We start from the raw sequence: 17,793 nt of genomic DNA, 5'->3' as shown, positions 1-17,793 counted from the left end.
TACCGGGCGCCGGCCGCTGCGGCGTGGACTTACAGCGCCCTTGTGATGCCGCCGTCGACGCGGATGTTCTGCCCGGTGATGTAGGCGGCCCCATCGGAAGCCAGGAACGAGATCGTCGCGGCGATCTCTTCAGACGTGCCGTAGCGCTTCATCGGCACGCTGTCGCGACGCTCATTGGTCGTCGGCAGGCTGTCGATCCAGCCGGGCAGCACATTGTTCATGCGGATGTTGTCGGCGGCATAGGTGTCGGCGAAGATCTTGGTGTAGACGGCAAGCCCGGCGCGCGCCACGGCCGAGGTCGGGAACATCGCGCTCGGTTCGAATGTCCAGGCGGTCGAGATGTTGATGATGACGCCTGACTTCTGCTTCTGCATCACCGGCGTCACCAGCCGGGTCGGGCGCACGGCGTTGAGGAAATAAGTGTCGATGCCCTTGTGCCAGTCCTCGTCGCTGATCTCGATGATCTCCGCGCGCGGTCCGTGGCCGGCGCTGTTGACCAACACGTCGATGCGGCCCCAGCGTTCCAGCGCGCCGTCGGCAAGGCGCTTCAGGTCTTCGTTCGACTGGTTGGAGCCGGTGACGCCGAAGCCGCCGAGTTCCTTGCCCAGCGCCTCGCCCTTGCCGGAGGAGGAGAGCACGCCGACCTTGAAACCGTCCGCCGCCAGCCGCTTGGCCGCCGCAGCCCCCATGCCGCTGCCGCCCGCCGTCACCAGAGCTACTTTTTCCGTCGCCATGTCCTGATCCATCCTGGGTGTTTAGGTTGAAAGCGATCCTGTTAGCATGCGGAGCGCGGGGGATGAACCGGATTGGATTGCGCCAAGGCGTCCGCGATTGGCGGTACGCGCGCTGGCTAAGGCGCTCATCGCCATCTTCGACGGCCACGCGCCGGCCGATGCGAGATTATCCGAAGCGGTTGGCCGCAACGCCGCGCTCGCCGGGCTTGAGCGCGAACAGGCCGCCCTCGGAGGGATTGGCGGCAAGATGCTCCGCGCTCATCGTGAAACGCGCGGAGGTCACGAACAGCGTGTCGAGACCCGCGCCGCCGAAGGCGCAGCTCGTCGGCCAGCTGCAGGGCAGTTCGACGATCCGGTCCAGCTTGCCGTCGGGCGCGATGCGGGCGAGGCAGCTCCCGCCGACCACCCGGCAGTTCCAGACATAACCCTCGGCGTCGAGACAGGAGCCGTCCGGCAGGCCACGCTCGAAACCGGTGAAGAAGGGCAGGCGTTCGCCGAGCCGGCCGGCCTTCTCGTCCCACTCATAGCTGTAGAGCGCGTTCTTCGTCGTATCGGCGGTGACGAAGCGGCCGTCCGGCAGCCACGCCATCGTGTTGGTGATGCCGAAGCGGTCCTCGCTGAGCGACGCCGCCTTGCCGTTGGGACCGACCTGGTAGAGCCCGCCCTCGTCGCTTGCGATGGCCAAGGGCGCGTCGTCCGATCCGATATTGTTGGCCATCGTGCCGACCCAGAACGAGCCGTCCGGCGCCACCACGCCTTCGTTCAGTCTTGTGCCCGGCCGGTCGGCCTCGATCGTCGCCAGCGTCCGGAACGGCCCGCCGAAATCCCACAGCGCAATCGCCTTGCGCAACCCGACGACGGCGCCGCCATCGGCGCGCAGGCCGACCGAGGTGACGAGGTCGTCCGTCGGCCAGTTCTCATGCGCTCCGGTCGACGGGTTCAGCCGATGGATCCGGCGGCCGATGATATCGACCCAGACCAGCCTGCCGCGGCGGTCATCCCACACTAGGCTCTCGCCGACCACGTCGCGCGCGTCGAAGATCAGGCCGGCTTCCGTTTCGCGCATGAGACTTCTCCAGGGCAGGTTCCAGAAATCGGCTTGACATATAGCTTTTGCATGAAATATGAGCAATTGAATAACAACCTGTCATACAGGTTTTGAGGGAGCGGCATGCAGGAGCAGACAGATCCACCGGGCGAACCGAATCCCGGACTGGTCAGCACGGCGATCCAGGCGATCTCCCAGCACATCCGCTCGCAAGGCCTGGCGCCGGGCGATCCGCTGCCCAGCGAAGCCGCCATGACGCGCCAGCTCAACGTCTCCCGCACCGTCGTGCGCGAGGCCTTCCGCTCGCTGTCGGCGATGCGGCTGATCGATATGAGCGCCGGGCGCCGCGCCACCGTCGCCAAGCTCGATACCGGCGCCATGTCGATGGTCATCGAGCACGGCATCACCACCCAGCAGATAAGCGTCCAGCAGGTTTATGACGTCAGGCGCACCATCGAGATGCGCACGGTTGCACTTGCCGCACTGCGCCGTACCGACCAGGAGGCCAAGGCGATCGCCCGGTCGGCCCGGCTGATGCGCGAGAATTTCACGAACCCGGAGACCGTCATGGAACATGACATCGCCTTCCACGAGGCGATCGCGGCGGCCTCGCACAACCCGGTCTTTTCGCTGATCGTCACCGCCTTCAGCGGTGTCACGCGCCGCACCTGGGTGATCGGCTGGCGGACCCGCTCGTCCGGCGAGGCCCAGCTCAAGATGATCAAGGGCCATGAGGACATCGCCGACGCCATCCTCAAGGGCGATCCACGGCTGGCGGCCGAGCACATGGCCGAGCATTTCGACAAGAGCGTCAAGGCGCTGCTCGACGCGGGGATTGCCTGATGAAGATCCGCGCCATCGAAACCGTCCGCATTGAGGAGCGGCCCAATTTGCTCTGGGTCGAGGTTCATACCGACGAGGGCATCACCGGGCTCGGCGAGACCTTCTTCCTGTCGCGCACCGTCGAGGAATATCTGCACGAATATGTCGCGCCGCGGGTGATCGGCCGCGACCCGCTGCAGATCGACCTCCTGGCCGCCGACCTCGTCGGCTATCTCGGCTTCCGCTCCAGCGGCGCCGAAGTGCGCGGCAACTCGGCCTTCGACATCGCGCTGTGGGATATTTTCGGCAAAGCCACCGGCCAGCCGGTCGCGCAACTGCTCGGCGGCTTCAGCCGCCGTTCGATCCGCACCTACAACACCTGCGCCGGCACCGAATACATCAAGGACGCCAAGGGCCAGACGACGGCCAATTACGGCATCGGCGCCGGGCGCGACTATGACGACCTCAACGCCTTCCTCACCCGCGCCGGCGACCTGGCCGGGGAACTGCTGGAGGACGGCATCACCGCCATGAAGATATGGCCGTTCGACCACGCCGCGGAAAAGACGCGTGGCAACGACATTTCCGCCGCCGACCTGAAGGCGGCACTGGAACCGTTTGAAAAGATTCGCAAAGCCGTCGGCGACAAGATGGACATCATGGTCGAGTTCCACTCCATGTGGCAGCTCCTGCCGGCCATCAGGATCGCGGAAGCGCTGAAACCCTACGCCACCTACTGGCACGAGGATCCGATCCGCATGGACAGCCTCGGCGACCTCAGGCGCTACGCCGCGGCAAGCCCGGCGCCGATCTCGGCCTCGGAGACGCTGGGCAGCCGCTGGGCTTTTCGCGACCTGTTGGAGACGGGAGCGGCCGGCATCGTCATGCTCGACATCTCCTGGTGCGGCGGCCTGTCGGAAGCGCGCAAGATCGCCTCGATGGCCGAGGCCTGGCGGCTGCCGGTGGCGCCGCATGACTGCACCGGTCCGGTCGTGCTCGCCGCCTCGACGCATCTTTCGCTCAACGCGCCCAATGCGCTCGTCCAGGAAAGCGTGCGCGCTTTCTACCGCACCTGGTACCGTGATCTGGTCACCGCGCTGCCGGAAGTGAAGGACGGCATGATCACCGTGCCGCCCGGGCCGGGGCTTGGGCTGGCGCTCAGTCCGGACCTCGGCCGCGCCTACACCGTCCATCGCCGCGTCAGCGACGGGACAAGCATTTGAAAAATCCAAAGGGAGGAACAGACATGAAGAAACTCACCGCAATGCTATTGCTCGGCGTCGCCCTGATCGGCGGCCAAACCGTGGCCCGCGCCGACGGGCTCAACATCGTCTTCACCCACCATTCGTCGGCCTCGAACACGTTCTGGCAGGCGGTAAAGAAAGGCTTCGACGATGCCTGCGCCAAGGTCGAGGCGAACTGCAACATGGTCTTCACCCAGACCGAGGGCTCGGTCGAGCAGCAGGTCGCGAACATGCGCGCCGCGCTTGCCGCCAAGCCCGACGCGCTTTTGACCTCCATCGTCGACGACCACGCCTTGGACGACGTCATCAAGGAGGCGCGCGACGCGGGCGTGCTGGTGATCGCCGTCAATGTCGACGACACCGAGGGCACCAAGGGCAATGCCCGGCAGGCCTTCGTCGGCCAGGGTTTCAAGCCGGCCGGCTATTCGCTCGCCAAGGCGATTTCCGAGAGCTTCCCGAAGGATGGCCCGATCAAGGTGCTGGTCGGCATTTCGGCGCCCGGCCAGAATTGGTCGGAAAGCCGCGGCGCCGGCATCATGCAGTTCCTCGATGAGTACAAGGCCGCGCATAAAGACCGTGACGTGTCCTGGGAGCGCATCGACAGCGGCACCGATCTCGCCATCACCTCCGACCGCGTCGGCGCCTATCTGAACGCCCATCCCGACACCACGGCCTATTTCGACACCGGCTTCTGGTGCGCCGGCGTAGCGCGCGTGCTGGCCGATCGCGGCGTGGCGCCCGGCAAGGTGCTGCTCGGCGGCTTCGACCTCGTTCCGGAAGTGCTGCAGCAGATGCAGAAGGGCTATGTCCAGGCGCTGGTCGACCAGCAGCCCTACATGCAGGGCTTCATGCCGGTGATGGAGGCCTATCTGAACAAGAAGATCGGCCTTGCTCCGTCGGATATCGACACCGGCCAGGGCATCGTGCGGCCGAAGCAAGCCGACAGCATCATGGCGCTGTCCGCCCAGGGACTGAGATAAGCTCTCCAACAGCGAGACCCGCATCGGCGGCGCCAGCCGTCGCCGATGCGTCTTAATCCCGAATCCCGGAGCCTTTCGTTGAAGCGCCTGTTCAAGACCTATCTCGAAAAACCGGAGCTGGCCGGACTGATCCTTCTGGTGCTGCTCATCGTCCTGTTCCAGGTGCGCTCGCACGGCGTGTTCCTGAACGCCGACAATCTGCGCGGCATCCTCGGCATCCTGCCGGAGGCCGGCCTCGTCGCCATCGGCGTCACCATCCTGATGATCAGCGGCGAGTTCGACCTCTCGGTCGGGTCGGTGTTCGCGCTGATGCCGATGTCGATGGCGGTGCTGATGGTGCATGGCTGGCCGTTCCCGCTGGCGCTGCTCGCCGGACTGCTGGTCGCGGCGGCGATCGGCTTCATCAACGGCTACATCACCATCCGCTTCGCCATCCCCAGCTTCATCACCACGCTCGGCATGCTGTTCATGGCGCGCTCGCTGACGGTCGTGGTCTCCGGCGGTTTCCCGCCGCTCTTACCCGCCGACCTGCCCAACTGGTTGTTCACCTCCTTCGTCGGGCCGGGCAATATGTTCCGCATGTCCTTCCTGTGGTTCGTTGCGGTCGCGGTGCTGACCTCGCTGATGCTGTCGCGCACCAATTTCGGCAACTGGATCAAGGCCACCGGCGGCTTCCTGCCGGCCGCCGCCTCGATGGGCATCCCGACCGCCAGGGTCAAGATCGTCTGCTTCATGCTGTGCTCGGTGCTTTCCGGCTTCGCCGGCATGCTGCAGGTGCTGCGGCTGGGCTCGCCGCTGCCCTCGATCGGCGAGGGGATGGAGCTGCAGGCGGTCGCCGCCGCGGTCATCGGCGGCGCCTCGCTCACTGGCGGCATCGGCACCGTGATGGGCGGCATCATCGGCACGACGCTGATCCGCGTCATCGACAACGGGCTTGTGCTCAGCCACGTCGACGCCAACTGGTTCAAGTTCGCCATCGGCTTCCTCACCATCTTCGCCGTCGTCGCCAATGCCTGGATGCGAAAACGCGCCAAGGCGATCAAGATGGAGGGCTGAGCCGTGGGCGACGCGATCATCTCGGTGCGCGACCTGCACAAATGGTATTCCGGCGTGCATGCGCTGAAGGGCGTCTCGCTCGACTTCAAGCGCGGCGAGGCGCTCGGCCTTGTCGGCGACAACGGCGCCGGCAAGTCCACGCTGATCAACATCCTGTCCGGCGTCCACCGCGCCGACCAGGGCGAAATCCAGGTCGAGGGTAGGGCGGTCAGCATCGCCACGCCGCGCGACGCCATGGATCTCGGCATCGAGACCATCTACCAGTACAACTCCATGGTCCCCACCATGTCGATCGCCAGGAACCTGTTCATCGGCCGCGAGCCGACCCGCTTCTCGATCCTCGGCGTCGGCATCCTCGACCAGAAGAAGATGGCAGAGGAAAGCATCTGCGCCATCGCCAATGTCGACCTGCATTTGCGCTCGCCGGAGGCCCTGGTTGGCGAGCTCTCCGGCGGCCAGCGCCAGGGCGTCGCCATCGCGCGCGCCATGCATTTCAAGTCGAAGGTGATGATCCTCGACGAGCCGACCAACCATCTCTCGGTCAAGGAGACAAACAAGGTGATCGGCTTCGTGCGCGGCCTGAAGGAGCAGGGGGTGACAGGCGTCTTCATCAGCCACAACATGCATCACGTCTTCGACTGCTGCGACCGCATCGTGGCTATGGCGCGCGGCGAGGTGGTGCTGGACAAGCGTATCGAGGATACCTCGATCGACGAAGTCCATTCCGTGCTGTGAGGAATAGGCGATGAAGGCGCTCGTTGGTCGTAAGGTGCTTCTGACGGGCGGGCTGGGCTCGCTCGGCCGGGCCCAGGCGGTGGCACTGGCGCGAGCCGGCGCGCGCGTGCTGTTGCTCGACCGCCCTGATGCCACGGGCGCGGCGGAGATAGCCGCTGGGTTGGCCGGCGAGGCCGCAGGCGACATTGCCTTCATAGGCTGCGATCTCAACCGGCTGGCCGAGGCGGAAGCGGCGGTTGCCGCGCTTGCGGCGAAGGAAGGCGGCATCGACATCCTGATCAACAACGCGGCGCTGATCATCAACCGGCCGTTCGAGGAATTCTCGCTCGCCGAGTATGAGGACCAGATCCGCGTCAACTCTTCGGCCGCCTTCGCGCTGGCGCGGGCCTGCGCTCCAGGCATGAAGGCCAAGGGCCACGGCAAGATCGTCAACTTCTGCTCGATCACGCTCAACGGCCGCTGGGACGGCTACGTCCCCTATGTCGCGTCGAAAGGCGCCATGCTCGGCCTCACCAAATCGCTGGCGCGCGAGCTTGGGCCGCATGGCATCAGGGTGAACGCCGTATCGCCGGGCGCGGTGGTCTCGGAGGCGGAAGAGCGCGTCTTCGGCGATCGGCTGAAGGAATACAATGACTGGATTCTCGCGAACCAGAGCCTGAAGAAGCGCATCGAGCCGGGCAACGTCGCCGATCTCGTGCTGTTCCTCGTCTCGCCTGCCTCCGACATGATCAGCGGCCAGAACATCGCCGTCGACGGCGGCTGGTGAGGGCTGGCATGGTTGAGCTTCGCGATGGCCGCGCGCGGCTCGTGCTCGCGCCCGACAAGGGTGGCGCGATCGCCCGTTATGATGCGCTTGTCGGCAGTGCGCGGGTTCCGCTTTTGCGGGCAGGGGACGACACCGGCACGTCCGGTTGCCAACTCCTCGTGCCGTGGTCGAACCGCATCTCCGGCGGCGGCTTCACCTTCGACGGCCGCTTCCATGCCATCGGGCCGAATGTGCCCGGTGAAGCCTTGCCGATCCACGGCGACGGTTTCCAGAAGTCCTGGCGGCTTGCCCGCCATACCGACACCGAGGCCGAGCTGATGCTCGATGACGGCGCGATCGGTCCTTACCGCTACGCGGCCTCCGTTGTGTACTCGCTACACGACGGCGCTCTCGAGGCCCACCTTACGGTGGAGAACAGTGCCGGCATGCGCTTGCCCTATGGCCTCGGTTTCCATCCCTGGTTTCCGCGCGGCGCCAGGACCACGCTGAAGGCGAAGGCAGGGCGGGTTTGGCTGGAGGATGAGCGCCATTTGCCAACAGGCGTCGCGCCGCTTGCTGAGCATCCGTGGTGGGATTTCTCGCGGCTCTCGCTTTTGCCGGCGGGTTGGGTAAACAACGCCTTTGTCGGCTGGGATCGTCGCGCTACCATCGTCCAGCCGGCGCAGGGGATTGTGCTTGAGCTGGCAGCCTCGCCGGAGCTGGACGTGTTCATCCTCTATTCCCCGTCGCATGATGCCGGCTTCTTCTGCTTCGAGCCGGTGTCGCACCCGGTCGATGCGCATCATGGCCAGGGGCTGACGGTGCTCGATGATGGGGCGACGATGAGTGTGACGATGCGGCTGGATTGGGTGGAGCTGGGCGCAGGCCCCTTTACAACTCCTTCTCCGCCAGTTCCCTGAACCCGTCCGGCACCGAGCGCGCGCCTTCCAGCGCCACCGTGCCGTAGCCGACGGCCTCCTTGCCGAAGCGCTGCCGGATCTTGTCGATGGCGCGGTCTGCGCCGAAGCGCGCGAGACCTTTTCGGCTGCCGGGCCTGAGCTTCTCGTCCGCCAGGCCGAGCGGCAATTCGAGCTGCAGCTCGGCATGCTCCTCCAGATGCGAGACCGAGATGGCGAGCAGCGAGATGTCGCGCTCGCCCGGATGGGCGACCAGCACACCGCGCACCAGCTCCTCGGCGATCTCGGCCAGCATCGCGGTCGCCTGGATCGGCTGTTCGAGCGTAATCGAGCGGCTCACCGCGCGCATGTCGGCGAAGCGCACGCGCACCGTGACCGTGCGCCCCGGCCGGTCCTTGGCGCGCAAGCGGCTGGCTACGCGGTCGGCCAGATGCAGCAGCGTCGGCACGAAGGCGCGCGCCAGCGCCGGCTTCCTGCCCAGCGCCGATTGCGCGCCGGCCGAATGCGCGCGCCGATGCGTCTCGAGCTTGCGCGGGTCGCGGTTCCAGGCAAGCGCGGCAAGCTTCTGGCCGGCGGCATGGCCGATCAGCCGCTCCAGCGCCCCGCTATGCGTGCGCGCCAATTGCCCGATCGTCTCGACGCCGATTTCCGCGAGCCTGGCCTTGGTCGCGGGGCCGACGCCCCACATCAGCGTGACGGGCAAATCGTGCAGGAAGGCGAGCTCGGTGCCGGGCTCGACCACCACCAATCCGTCTGGCTTGGCGACCTGCGAGGCGATCTTGGCGAGATGTTTTGTCCGCGCCACGCCGATCGAGATCGGCAGGCCGAGCTCGGTCTTCACCCGCGCGCGGATTTTTCGCGCGATCTCTTGCGGAGGGCCAAACAGATGCGTGCAGCCGGCGACATCGGCAAAGGCCTCGTCGATCGAGATGCGTTCGACCACCGGCGTGAAATCGTCGAGCACCTTGATCGCCGCATCGCCGAGACGCTGGTACTCGGAAAAATGGCCGCCGACGAAAATGAGCCGCGGGCAGAGCTCGCGCGCCTTGCGGCCGGACATGCCGCCGCGCACGCCGAAGACCTTGGCCTCATAGGAAGCCGCCAGCACCACGCCGCCGCCGACGGCGATCGGCTTGCCGCGCAATGACGGATCGAGCAACTGCTCGACGGAGGCGTAGAAGGCATCGAGATCGGCATGCAGGATGGTGGCGGCAGCGGCGTCCTTAGCGAGCATCCTGCGCTCCCGTCTGCAGCGCCCGCTTTGCCGCGGTGCAGTATTAGATTTCTCTGTTGGAAAAGGCTGATTTAGGGAACATAAAGAGAACAAAAGCAGTCTAGTGTCAAGGCCCCTATGAGCCTGCTTTCTGTGTCTTCATACAAATGAATGAGCCTGCCTCATTCATTCGAACGAGGCAGCGATCGCACCTGCGAAGGGATCAAGGTGACGTCGCCTTGATCCCGCAGCTTGGCTGGTGCAGCTTCGTAGCCGCCCATCGGCTGGATCCGGCCTATGCTGGTTTGGCGTATTGCTCGGCGCTCAGCACCTCGATGCACTGGAAGGGCTGATTGCCTTCCACCCAGGCGTCATGGCCCGGCGGGATGGTATAGGACGTGCCGGCCTCGAAGGTCTTTTGCGTGCCGTCGGTCATGCGCACGGTGATCGATCCGGACACGACGTAGCCGACATGCGAGACCTGGCAGCTGTCGGTCTTGACCACCGGCTTCACGCATTCGGACCATTTCCAGCCCGGCTGCATGTTCATTCGCGCCAGGGAATAACCCGGCAGCCGGACGATTTCGACGCGCGTCTTGGCGGGCGCGCGGACCTCGTCGGGAGTGTTGTGCGATTTGGATTCGAGTTTTGTAACCTGCATTGCAGCTTCGGCCATGGTATCCCTCCATGCGTGAAGCGGCGCCTGACGTTGCGATCGTCGGCGACCGCGACGTTATTTATAAGCCTTACTATGAGTTATTGCTAATGTAATCGGAGCGACCGCGAGCTCGGCCGGGCGCTTGGCGCGTCGTCGTGGAAGACGGATATGCCAAGCCCTCGGGCGACGGTCCGGGGCCATGCTCAGACCGAAGTCTCATCCATCGAACGCAGAGGCCCGAGGCGCCGATTTCCGGGAAACAACAACGGCCCCATTTCATTGGCTAGCAAGCCGCCGGACAAAGTCCCTTCATCGGCGGTTGACGATGGGTGCCCGCCATTCCTGCGATATGGCGGGCATTCCTTTCGCCCTGGAAACTCTCTTGGAGTGCTGGCCGTGCAACCCGGCAACGTGATCGCGAACCTGTTTGCCGCGCTGCTTTTGGCGGGATTGATCGGCGGCGTCTTCCTCCTCTTCGGCAGGCCGCTCTGGCCACAACGCCATGCCCAGATGGTGGTCCTTCTTCCGATCGACACGATGGCCACCAGATCGGTGCGCAAGGCCTGTGCCGAGCCATGCCTGCCTGCTCGCTTCGATCTCAAGCTTGCGCCAGTCAGGCCATCCGCCGAACGCAGGCGAGGGAACCAGTCCGCGCCTCGTACCGTTGATTGAGCGAAGGGATGGCGCAGGCGGAGGCCGCCATGCATAATTTCGAACTCATCGATCTTTTGTGCGTCATCGACGCATGTGCGAGCGACCTGTCTGCCGGGCGCCTGGTGCCGATGTCGAAGGCCGTCGAGGAATTTCGCGTCCTGACCGGCGATTTCGTCTCGTCGGATGCGGATGCGGCCAACGCCTTGACGCAGGTCGCGCTCGAGCGGGGCTGCGCGGTGCTCTTCGACGAGCAGGCGGGCGCGGATATCATAGGCGAGTTGTGATCTTCCCTAGAAGCAATTCCAAGAAAGGCGCGAGCGGTTTTCCGTCCGGAATTGCGTTCAAAGGGATGACGAGATTGGCGTTCATTTCGCCAGGGTGATCATCCGTCCCGCATACATAGCGCGGTTCCCAAGCTCGGCCGTGCAATCCGATTTAACGGCGGAACTCCCCGTCATTGCGACAGTGTCGCCGACCAGCCGCAGGCAACTGCCCTCGGCGTTCATGTCCGAATTTCCGGCATAGGTGATGGCAGCGTCCGGGGCGTAGATGAAACCGCTCACCACCGAGCCGGATCCGCCGTTCAGCGTCAGCGCCTGGGTGTTGCCGCGCGCCTGGTAGATTGTGATGCCGGCGTAGGGGCCGCTGGCCGGCGGCGACAGGTTCACCTGCTCGTTGGCGTTGATGATGAACTGCGAGTTCTCCATCAGGAAGATCGTCACGCCCTGGCCGCTCAGGCTGCCGTTGCCGCCTGGCTTTATGGTGACGTTGCGCATGATGTAGGTGCCCGGATTGAGGGTAATATTTCCCGACAGCGTCTTGTCGCAGTAGGTACCCGGCGAAAGCGTTATTGTCTTGCCGTTCGGCACGGGCAGGCAGAGCGTGTAGGGAGGCGGAACGACGTCGGCCAGCGGATCGAACGAGGCATACTGGTTTTCCTGCGGCGCGCCGCAGGAAAGGGTGGCGCTGGGCGGCGTCAACCCTTGCGTGCCGCCGACTGTCGAGACGCAGCCAGCGCTGACGATCGCCGAGCCACCCCGGCTGACGGCGTCGGCGGCGTCCGAATTGGCCGCGATCACGCAACCGCTCATCGCCACATTGGTGGAGCCCTGCAGGCTGACCGCACCGTCGGCATTCTGATCGAGCGCGAGCACGCAGGCCTGCGCGCCGGGCTTGATCTTGACCGAGGCGGAGCGCGTCGCCGGCCAGGCCGGCATGCCGGGGACGAAGGCCGGTCGGCTGATGCTCGACGAAACCGAAATGAAGTAGGCGCTCGGATCGCCGCTGGCCCCGGCCTGGAAGGCGGCGACGCTGCCCGTATATTCCTGCGCGTCGGCGGTGCTCATATTGGCCGCGAAGAAGGTCTGGCCGAGTTGCTGCACGTCGCTCGCCGACATGCGCGCCTGGTATTTCGTACCGATTGCAAGGTCGGCCGCGTCAAGCGAATTCTGCAACTGCGCGGCGTCGTCGCTGGTGCCGATCAGGTTGATGGACCCTGCCAGGGCAAGCATCAGCGGCACCATGGCCACCGCGGTCGCGACCGCGAAGTTGCCGCGCCTCGAAGCCCAGAAACGTGCAAACATGGAAGTCCGCCCTCGTCGTATATGCGAAAGTGATAGGCACGCTGTCTCTACGGGCGATTTCCAAAAAAGATAAAATGCAGAAAGTGCTAAAATATATGGTTTTACTAATGGTTACATCTTAAGTCTGAGCGTTTCTGGGCCTTAAGTCTTAGTGTGCGCGGCGCAAGGCGGGGTGGCAGCCGGATGCAGTCCTAACAGCGCAAGTCGAGCGAAATAATTAGGCATTCGTTCATATGATAATGATGACGTAACGGCTGGGATAGCTTGGGTGCGCTCGGCCATGGCCTTTTCAGGTCGGTTCATCAGAAATCTTTTTTCTGGACTGGTCTCTCGACGCTTTTGCGAAGGCAAGGGCGGCAATGTCGCGACCATCTTCGCGCTGACCCTGCCGGTCGTCATCGGCGGCGCCGGGCTCGGCGTCGAGACCTCCTATTGGTACTATTCGAGCCTGAAGCTGCAGGCGATCGCCGACGCGGCCGCCTATGCCGGCGCGTTGGAAAAGATCGCGGGGTCCGACACCGCCACCATCACCGCCGCCGCCACGACATCGGCCGCCTCGAACGGGCTGGGCGGCGGCACCATCGTCGTCAACACCCCGCCGGCGTCCGGGCCGAACACGGCCAAGAAGGCGGTCGAGGTGATCCTCAACCAGAACCTCGACCGCATGTTCACCTCCATCTTCACGCAGACCAAGGTGCCGGAGCAGGCGAGGGCGGTGGCACTGATCACCGATGCCTCCAAAGCTTGCGACATAGCTCTCAGTCTCACGGCTTCGCAGGCGTTGCTCTTCTCCGGCAACACCAACGCGAAGAAAATCGGCTGCGTTGACATGGCGAATTCGAACGCCTCCGACGCAATCAAGATCCAGGGCTCGGCGGCTGTCCAGACCGACTGTCTGATCACCGTCGGCGGCATGGTGCTGAACAATCCGCCAACGATGGTTTGCAAGTCTCCGATCACCCAAGCCCTGCCAGCGGCCGACCCGTTCGCCAGCTTGCCGGCTCCCGCGACCTCAAACCCATGCCAGAAGATCAACGGCAACAAGACGACGCAAACGATCCAGCCCGGGACCTACTGCAGCGGCATGAACCTCAACGGCAATATCACGCTTTCCCCCGGTGTCTACGTCGTCCAGGGCGACTTGAAGATCAATGCGGGTGCCGTCATCCAAGGCAGCGACGTCACGATCTTCATGGCCGGCAGCAACACCGTCAGCATGAACGGCAACGCCACCGTGACGCTGGCCGCCCCGACCACGGGCACCTATTCCGGCGTGCTGTTCTACGGCGACCGGACAGGGACGGCGGCGCAAAGCACTTTCAACGGCAACGCGACTTCGCTTTTGACCGGCGCAATCTATTTTCCCAGGCAGCAGGTCAATTACCTTGGCAATTTCTCGGGTAAGAACGGCTGCACCCAGGTTGTTGCCGACACCATTCAGTGGTCGGGCAACTCGACCATCAACCAGGACTGCTCGAGCCTCGGGATGAAGGACATCCCGGCCACCCAGTCGGTTGCGGTGGTCGAGTAGCGGCCATGCGGCTACGGGCAATCCGCTTCGGCAGGGACCGCGCCGGCATCGCCGCGGTGGAGCTCGCGCTGGTGATGCCGGTGCTGTGCGCCGCTCTTCTGGGCGTCTTGGACGGCTGGTCCTACGTCACCAGCTCGCTGGCGATGCGGGCAGGGGTGAAGACGGCCGCCAACCTTGTCATGGCAGGCGGCACCGACGACAGCGCCACCCAGGCCGCGGCGCTGGCGAGCTGGGAACACAAACCGGACGATGCGGCGATCGCGGTGAGCCGTGCCTACAAATGCGGAACGACCGTGGTCACCTCGACCACCATCTGCAGCGGGCCGAAAGTGCCCTCGGTCTTCGTCCAGATCCAGGCGTCGGGCACCTGGAAGCCGCCTTTCATCTTCGGCGTCTTCCCGCGCGACACGTCGATCGGTCATCTGCAGGTGGTCCGTGTCCGCTAAGCAAAGACGTCAAGCATTTGTCGGCGACATCTCGGGTGGCGCCGGTCTCGAGTTCGCGCTGGTTGCGCCCTTCCTCATCATGCTGCTGTTCGGCATCTTCGCCTTTGGCTGGTCGATGAACAACATCTCCAGCGTGCGCTATGCGCTTGAAGCCTCCGCGCGCTCCCTGCAGCTCAACAACACGCTGACGCAGGCCGACATCCAGGCGGTCGCGACGCAGAAACTGCAGGCGCTGGGCCTGCAGAACGTGAACGTCACCATCACCACCGACCCGGCGAGCGGCGGCTTCCGCATGGCGCACGTCAACGCCAGCTACGCCTTCGTCATCAGCTTTCCTTATTTCAGCGATTATCCGATCAGCTATACCACCTCGGTGACCGTGCCGCTGGTCGGCGGCTAGAAGGTCGATCGCCGCCCAATATCAAGCTGGAACATTAGCGATCTCTAAATCGTGTAAGTTTCGCGCCAGCCCGGAGTGCTAAACTAGGAATTTGCCTGTCATCCATATCGGAAGCGCAGCCATGACCTCTGTTGTTGGAAGCCAGCACGCACCGGCTTGGTGCATCATCCGAGCAAACCTCCTGCGTCGTCGGAAGCCTTCCCGGGCAAGAGTGGCGAAAGCGTTGGCCACCTTGCAAAGGCCTCGGTTTGCGAGACGGATGACAGCGAGCCGAATGCGCAAGGAAAAGCCGCGTCCCGCATAGCTCGGATGGATCTGACGGTCCTTTCCCCGACCGGTTCAGGTGAACACCAGGAGCCGGGCGCCGCGGTACCCACGGATCAGGATGCAGGCGACACGCAAGCCTCGGATCCTTCGCTTTAGGCGCGTCGCGCCGGGCGGACGTTCCGGGTTTGCACGGTTTCGCCCGGGCGGGAATGTCCTTGGGACCATGGTCTGGCGAGACAAGGGCCCTCATTGTTCCAAACGGCCCAAGCGCGCTCGGCCCTTTGTATTTTCATTAAATTTCAATGCGTTAACACGCTATCTGGCGGAGATCGCCGGGCCGCGTCGGCCATGCTCTCATTTCGCGACCGCAATTGCTTAAAGTTTATCCGACGCCGTTAGGAAATTCTCATAAGAGGCTGCCTAGCGGTTGGGCCATGACGACGATTCATCTGCGGAGAAGCAAAATGACATTGCGAAAGACACTTCTGGCATCTCTTGCCATTCTGGCGCTTGCCGCGGCCCCCGCGCTTGCCGACGCTGGCGGCAATGGCGGCGGCAACGGCCATGGCGGCGGTAATGGCGGCGGCAATGGCAATGGAAACGGCGGCGGCAATGCCGGTGGTAATGGCAACGGCAACAGCGGCGCCTCGCACGGCAAGTCGGCTTCGGCTCCGGGGCACAACAAGGGCACCGACAGCGCCTCGAACGACAGCGCGTCCGACGACAGCTCGACCGACAACACGACCACGGCCGCCACGTCGAAGGAGAAGAACCTTCATGCCAAGCTCGGCCGGTTGAACTCGCTGAAGCGCAATCTGAGCGCCTACGAGCATTCCAAGAGCAAGAAATTCGCCGGCGTCCAAGCTTACGTGACTCAGGCCGCGGCGGCCAAGAACGCGCAGGCCAAGCTCGACGCCGCGAACGCCCAATTGACCACCGACCAGAGCAAACTCGCCGACCTCACTCAGCAACTCGCCGATCTCAACGCGACCGACACGACCGGCTTCACGCCCGAGCAGCAGGCCGCTCTCGATGCGCAGGTTGCCGAGGTTCAGGGGCAGATTGACGCCCAGAACACGGCAATCACCGCCGACAATCAGGCGGTCACCGATGCCCAGGCCGCGGTTGACAACGCGCCGCCCCCCACTGACGCGTCCTTGGACGCGGCCCTTGCCGAGATGGCCAACAAGCCGGTCGACGCCGACGTCACCGCCTGGGCCAAGGACACGCTGGCGGGCAAGATCGACGCGCAAGCCGCCGCCACGGCGACAACACCGTAAGGCCGGGCGAACCGACCAGAGGATGAACGAAAAGCCGCCGGGCCCGCCCGGCGGCTTTTTTGTCGGTATGTCGCCGGCCGTGCACTCGCGATTTCAGAAAGAAAATGGCTCGCCTCGATCGAGACGAGCCAAAGCGGGAGCCGCACTGTTGGTGTCGGCTCCCGCTACAGGTTGCCACCTGATTTCACGAATGCTTGCTTTCCTGGGCGATGAAAAGCATGGCGCCGGCCTGGCGGTGAGGATGTTCGGCGCAAAATATCGTGTTACGATACACTTATCGTTGGCACGACAGGCCAGCAACAACTTTTGATGTTCGAACGCCAGCCACGCGGGTATTGCTTCAAACAAGCTGTTGGCGAGGCGTCCTCGTAATCACCCCGACGGGTCGGCACCGGTCCAATGCGTCGGCACGTCAGACCTCGGTCACCTTGTATTCGGCGAAATACAACGCCAATGTAACCCTGCACTCCTCGTCTTGCCCGTCATGGTGCATGGCTTAGACTCCGCCGCCCCCGGCGAACCGAGCCCAGATATGGGGAGTTGAGAAGACGACAGTCGATTCCTCAGGGATAGGGATGTAGCTGTTCCTTCATCGAGCCCCGCCACTGGTTCAGGCGCCAGTCGGCGGGCTTTTGATGGTCGGCCTAACTCGCGTGATCGAGCAGGCGGGTGGCGTCGGGGCGATCCCGGCCCTGTTTGGTCCCGGCGTGATCGATGCCTTCCACGGTGATCGCGAACGTCCCGTTCTCGGTCCTGCCGATGAAGCCCTTCGCCTTGAGGTACCACAGATGGAATTCCAGGTGCTCGCGAGGGCAGCCCGACAGGCGCTCGAGCTCGTCGTCACCGATGCCCGGATTGTTGACGTCCCGCCGGCGCCTCACATAGAGGAGCGACAGCAGATTGGCCTGGATGACGGTATCCCTCTCCATGCCGCCGCCGTCGCGGGCTCCTTCCGTGAGTTCGTGACGAAGGCCAAGATGCTCCCGGTAAAGGATGTCGTACTGAGCCCGTTTGACTGGGTCCCGCAGCGTATTGTGGGCTTCCACGATCTCGCTGAAGCGCGCTTCGTTGCCTGTTTCCCGATTGTCGGGGTGATAGCGCATGGCAAAGTAGCGGAAAATCCGCTCGATGGTCTCAGAATTGGCGTTCGGGCTTATTTCCAGAAGTTCGTAGTAGTCAATGAACATGTAATCGTGCTTCCGAAATTACGGAAACCACCCCCGTCGCGAAGCATTGCTCAAATGCTGCGGACGTGCAAGGCGCATCGCCTTGCCGTGCTGCACCATCGGTTCTAGCAGAAGGATGGGACGCTGAAGCCCATGCTTTCACCCGCCGGCTGAAAAGGGGGCGACGTCCTGTCTGGTAGTGCCTTGGTTCCGATGGCCGATCGGCAAGGGCTTGCGCTGTTCAAGGTCGGAAAACCCTACCGTGTCAGTCCGCTATAGCGGTGGAATAAATTCCGGGTTCTGTTACGTTAGCG

Annotated in this window: 19 protein-coding genes; 13 read left to right on the top strand and 6 right to left on the bottom strand. The window is 64.0% G+C overall.

Going from position 1 to position 17,793, the window contains the following annotated elements; genetic code table 11:
* Positions 1-29 precede the first annotated feature (29 nt).
* Entirely contained in the window at positions 30-734 is a 705-nt protein-coding gene (locus tag FJ430_RS25005) for an SDR family oxidoreductase (protein WP_140703559.1), read from the bottom strand.
* A 166-nt stretch (positions 735-900) separates the two neighbouring features.
* Entirely contained in the window at positions 901-1,800 is a 900-nt protein-coding gene (locus FJ430_RS25000; RefSeq protein WP_140703561.1) for an SMP-30/gluconolactonase/LRE family protein, read from the bottom strand.
* 105 nt (positions 1,801-1,905) lie between these two features.
* On the opposite strand from FJ430_RS25000, the gene FJ430_RS24995 reads away from it, so the two are divergent.
* The 7 genes from FJ430_RS24995 to FJ430_RS24965 all read left to right on the top strand — a co-directional run bounded on the left by FJ430_RS24995 (position 1,906) and on the right by FJ430_RS24965 (position 8,284).
* Positions 1,906-2,625: a FadR/GntR family transcriptional regulator gene (locus FJ430_RS24995; protein WP_140652236.1), complete on the top strand. Its 720-nt coding sequence runs from the start codon at positions 1,906-1,908 to the stop codon at positions 2,623-2,625.
* Complete coding sequence (locus tag FJ430_RS24990) at positions 2,625-3,827, top strand: mandelate racemase/muconate lactonizing enzyme family protein (protein WP_140652234.1); 1,203 nt, start codon at positions 2,625-2,627, stop codon at positions 3,825-3,827. Before FJ430_RS24995 ends, FJ430_RS24990 begins: the two co-directional genes overlap by 1 nt.
* A gap of 23 nt (positions 3,828-3,850) precedes the next feature.
* Entirely contained in the window at positions 3,851-4,828 is a 978-nt protein-coding gene (locus FJ430_RS24985; protein WP_140703563.1) for a sugar ABC transporter substrate-binding protein, read from the top strand.
* A gap of 78 nt (positions 4,829-4,906) precedes the next feature.
* A complete protein-coding gene (locus FJ430_RS24980; RefSeq protein ID WP_140652230.1) occupies positions 4,907-5,884 on the top strand; it encodes an ABC transporter permease in 978 nt (325 codons plus the stop codon).
* 3 nt (positions 5,885-5,887) lie between these two features.
* Complete coding sequence (locus FJ430_RS24975; RefSeq protein WP_140703565.1) at positions 5,888-6,619, top strand: ATP-binding cassette domain-containing protein; 732 nt, start codon at positions 5,888-5,890, stop codon at positions 6,617-6,619.
* Positions 6,620-6,629: 10 nt separating this feature from the next.
* The gene (locus FJ430_RS24970; protein WP_140703567.1) at positions 6,630-7,385 is read left to right on the top strand and encodes an SDR family oxidoreductase; all 756 of its coding nucleotides are present in this window, start codon (positions 6,630-6,632) and stop codon (positions 7,383-7,385) included.
* Positions 7,386-7,393: 8 nt separating this feature from the next.
* Positions 7,394-8,284 (top strand): aldose 1-epimerase, encoded by an 891-nt coding sequence (locus FJ430_RS24965; RefSeq protein ID WP_140703569.1) that lies wholly within the window; start codon positions 7,394-7,396, stop codon positions 8,282-8,284.
* Here FJ430_RS24965 and dinB read toward each other — a convergent pair.
* Together dinB and FJ430_RS24955 are read right to left on the bottom strand one after the other, a co-directional pair.
* A complete protein-coding gene (gene dinB / locus FJ430_RS24960) occupies positions 8,256-9,515 on the bottom strand; it encodes a DNA polymerase IV (protein WP_140703571.1) in 1,260 nt (419 codons plus the stop codon). The two genes, FJ430_RS24965 and dinB, sit on opposite strands and share 29 nt — an antisense overlap.
* A 274-nt stretch (positions 9,516-9,789) precedes the next feature.
* A complete protein-coding gene (locus FJ430_RS24955; protein ID WP_140644857.1) occupies positions 9,790-10,170 on the bottom strand; it encodes a cupin domain-containing protein in 381 nt (126 codons plus the stop codon).
* A 369-nt stretch (positions 10,171-10,539) separates the two neighbouring features.
* Here FJ430_RS24955 and FJ430_RS24950 point away from each other — a divergent pair, with 369 nt between their 5' ends.
* Together FJ430_RS24950 and FJ430_RS24945 are read left to right on the top strand one after the other, a co-directional pair.
* The gene (locus tag FJ430_RS24950; RefSeq protein WP_226891897.1) at positions 10,540-10,824 is read left to right on the top strand and encodes a hypothetical protein; all 285 of its coding nucleotides are present in this window, start codon (positions 10,540-10,542) and stop codon (positions 10,822-10,824) included.
* Between the two features lie 29 nt (positions 10,825-10,853).
* Positions 10,854-11,090, top strand: coding sequence for a hypothetical protein (locus FJ430_RS24945; RefSeq protein WP_140644856.1), 237 nt, complete (start codon positions 10,854-10,856; stop codon positions 11,088-11,090).
* Positions 11,091-11,171: 81 nt separating this feature from the next.
* Here the strand turns inward: FJ430_RS24945 and FJ430_RS24940 are convergent, their stop codons facing one another.
* Positions 11,172-12,389, bottom strand: coding sequence for a TadE/TadG family type IV pilus assembly protein (locus FJ430_RS24940; RefSeq protein ID WP_140703575.1), 1,218 nt, complete (start codon positions 12,387-12,389; stop codon positions 11,172-11,174).
* Positions 12,390-12,669: 280 nt separating this feature from the next.
* Between FJ430_RS24940 and FJ430_RS24935 the strand changes: the two genes are divergently transcribed.
* From FJ430_RS24935 to FJ430_RS24920, 4 genes are all read left to right on the top strand, one after another.
* The gene (locus FJ430_RS24935; RefSeq protein ID WP_140645010.1) at positions 12,670-13,920 is read left to right on the top strand and encodes a TadE/TadG family type IV pilus assembly protein; all 1,251 of its coding nucleotides are present in this window, start codon (positions 12,670-12,672) and stop codon (positions 13,918-13,920) included.
* Positions 13,921-13,925: 5 nt separating this feature from the next.
* On the top strand, positions 13,926-14,366 hold the full coding sequence (locus FJ430_RS24930) for a TadE/TadG family type IV pilus assembly protein (protein WP_140644854.1): 441 nt from the start codon (positions 13,926-13,928) through the stop codon (positions 14,364-14,366).
* Positions 14,356-14,766 carry a TadE/TadG family type IV pilus assembly protein gene (locus FJ430_RS24925; RefSeq protein ID WP_140644853.1) on the top strand — a complete coding sequence of 137 codons (411 nt, stop codon included), beginning with the start codon at positions 14,356-14,358 and terminating at the stop codon, positions 14,764-14,766. Before FJ430_RS24930 ends, FJ430_RS24925 begins: the two co-directional genes overlap by 11 nt.
* 731 nt (positions 14,767-15,497) lie before the next feature.
* Positions 15,498-16,313: a hypothetical protein gene (locus FJ430_RS24920; protein WP_140703579.1), complete on the top strand. Its 816-nt coding sequence runs from the start codon at positions 15,498-15,500 to the stop codon at positions 16,311-16,313.
* A 644-nt stretch (positions 16,314-16,957) separates the two neighbouring features.
* On the opposite strand, the gene FJ430_RS24915 is transcribed toward FJ430_RS24920, so the two are convergent.
* Positions 16,958-17,500, bottom strand: coding sequence for a DnaJ domain-containing protein (locus tag FJ430_RS24915; RefSeq protein WP_140644851.1), 543 nt, complete (start codon positions 17,498-17,500; stop codon positions 16,958-16,960).
* Between the last annotated feature and the right edge of the window lie 293 nt (positions 17,501-17,793).

Source organism: Mesorhizobium sp. B2-8-5 (assembly GCF_006440675.2).
Taxonomy (GTDB): domain Bacteria; phylum Pseudomonadota; class Alphaproteobacteria; order Rhizobiales; family Rhizobiaceae; genus Mesorhizobium.
This window is presented reverse-complemented; position numbering and strand designations above follow the sequence as displayed.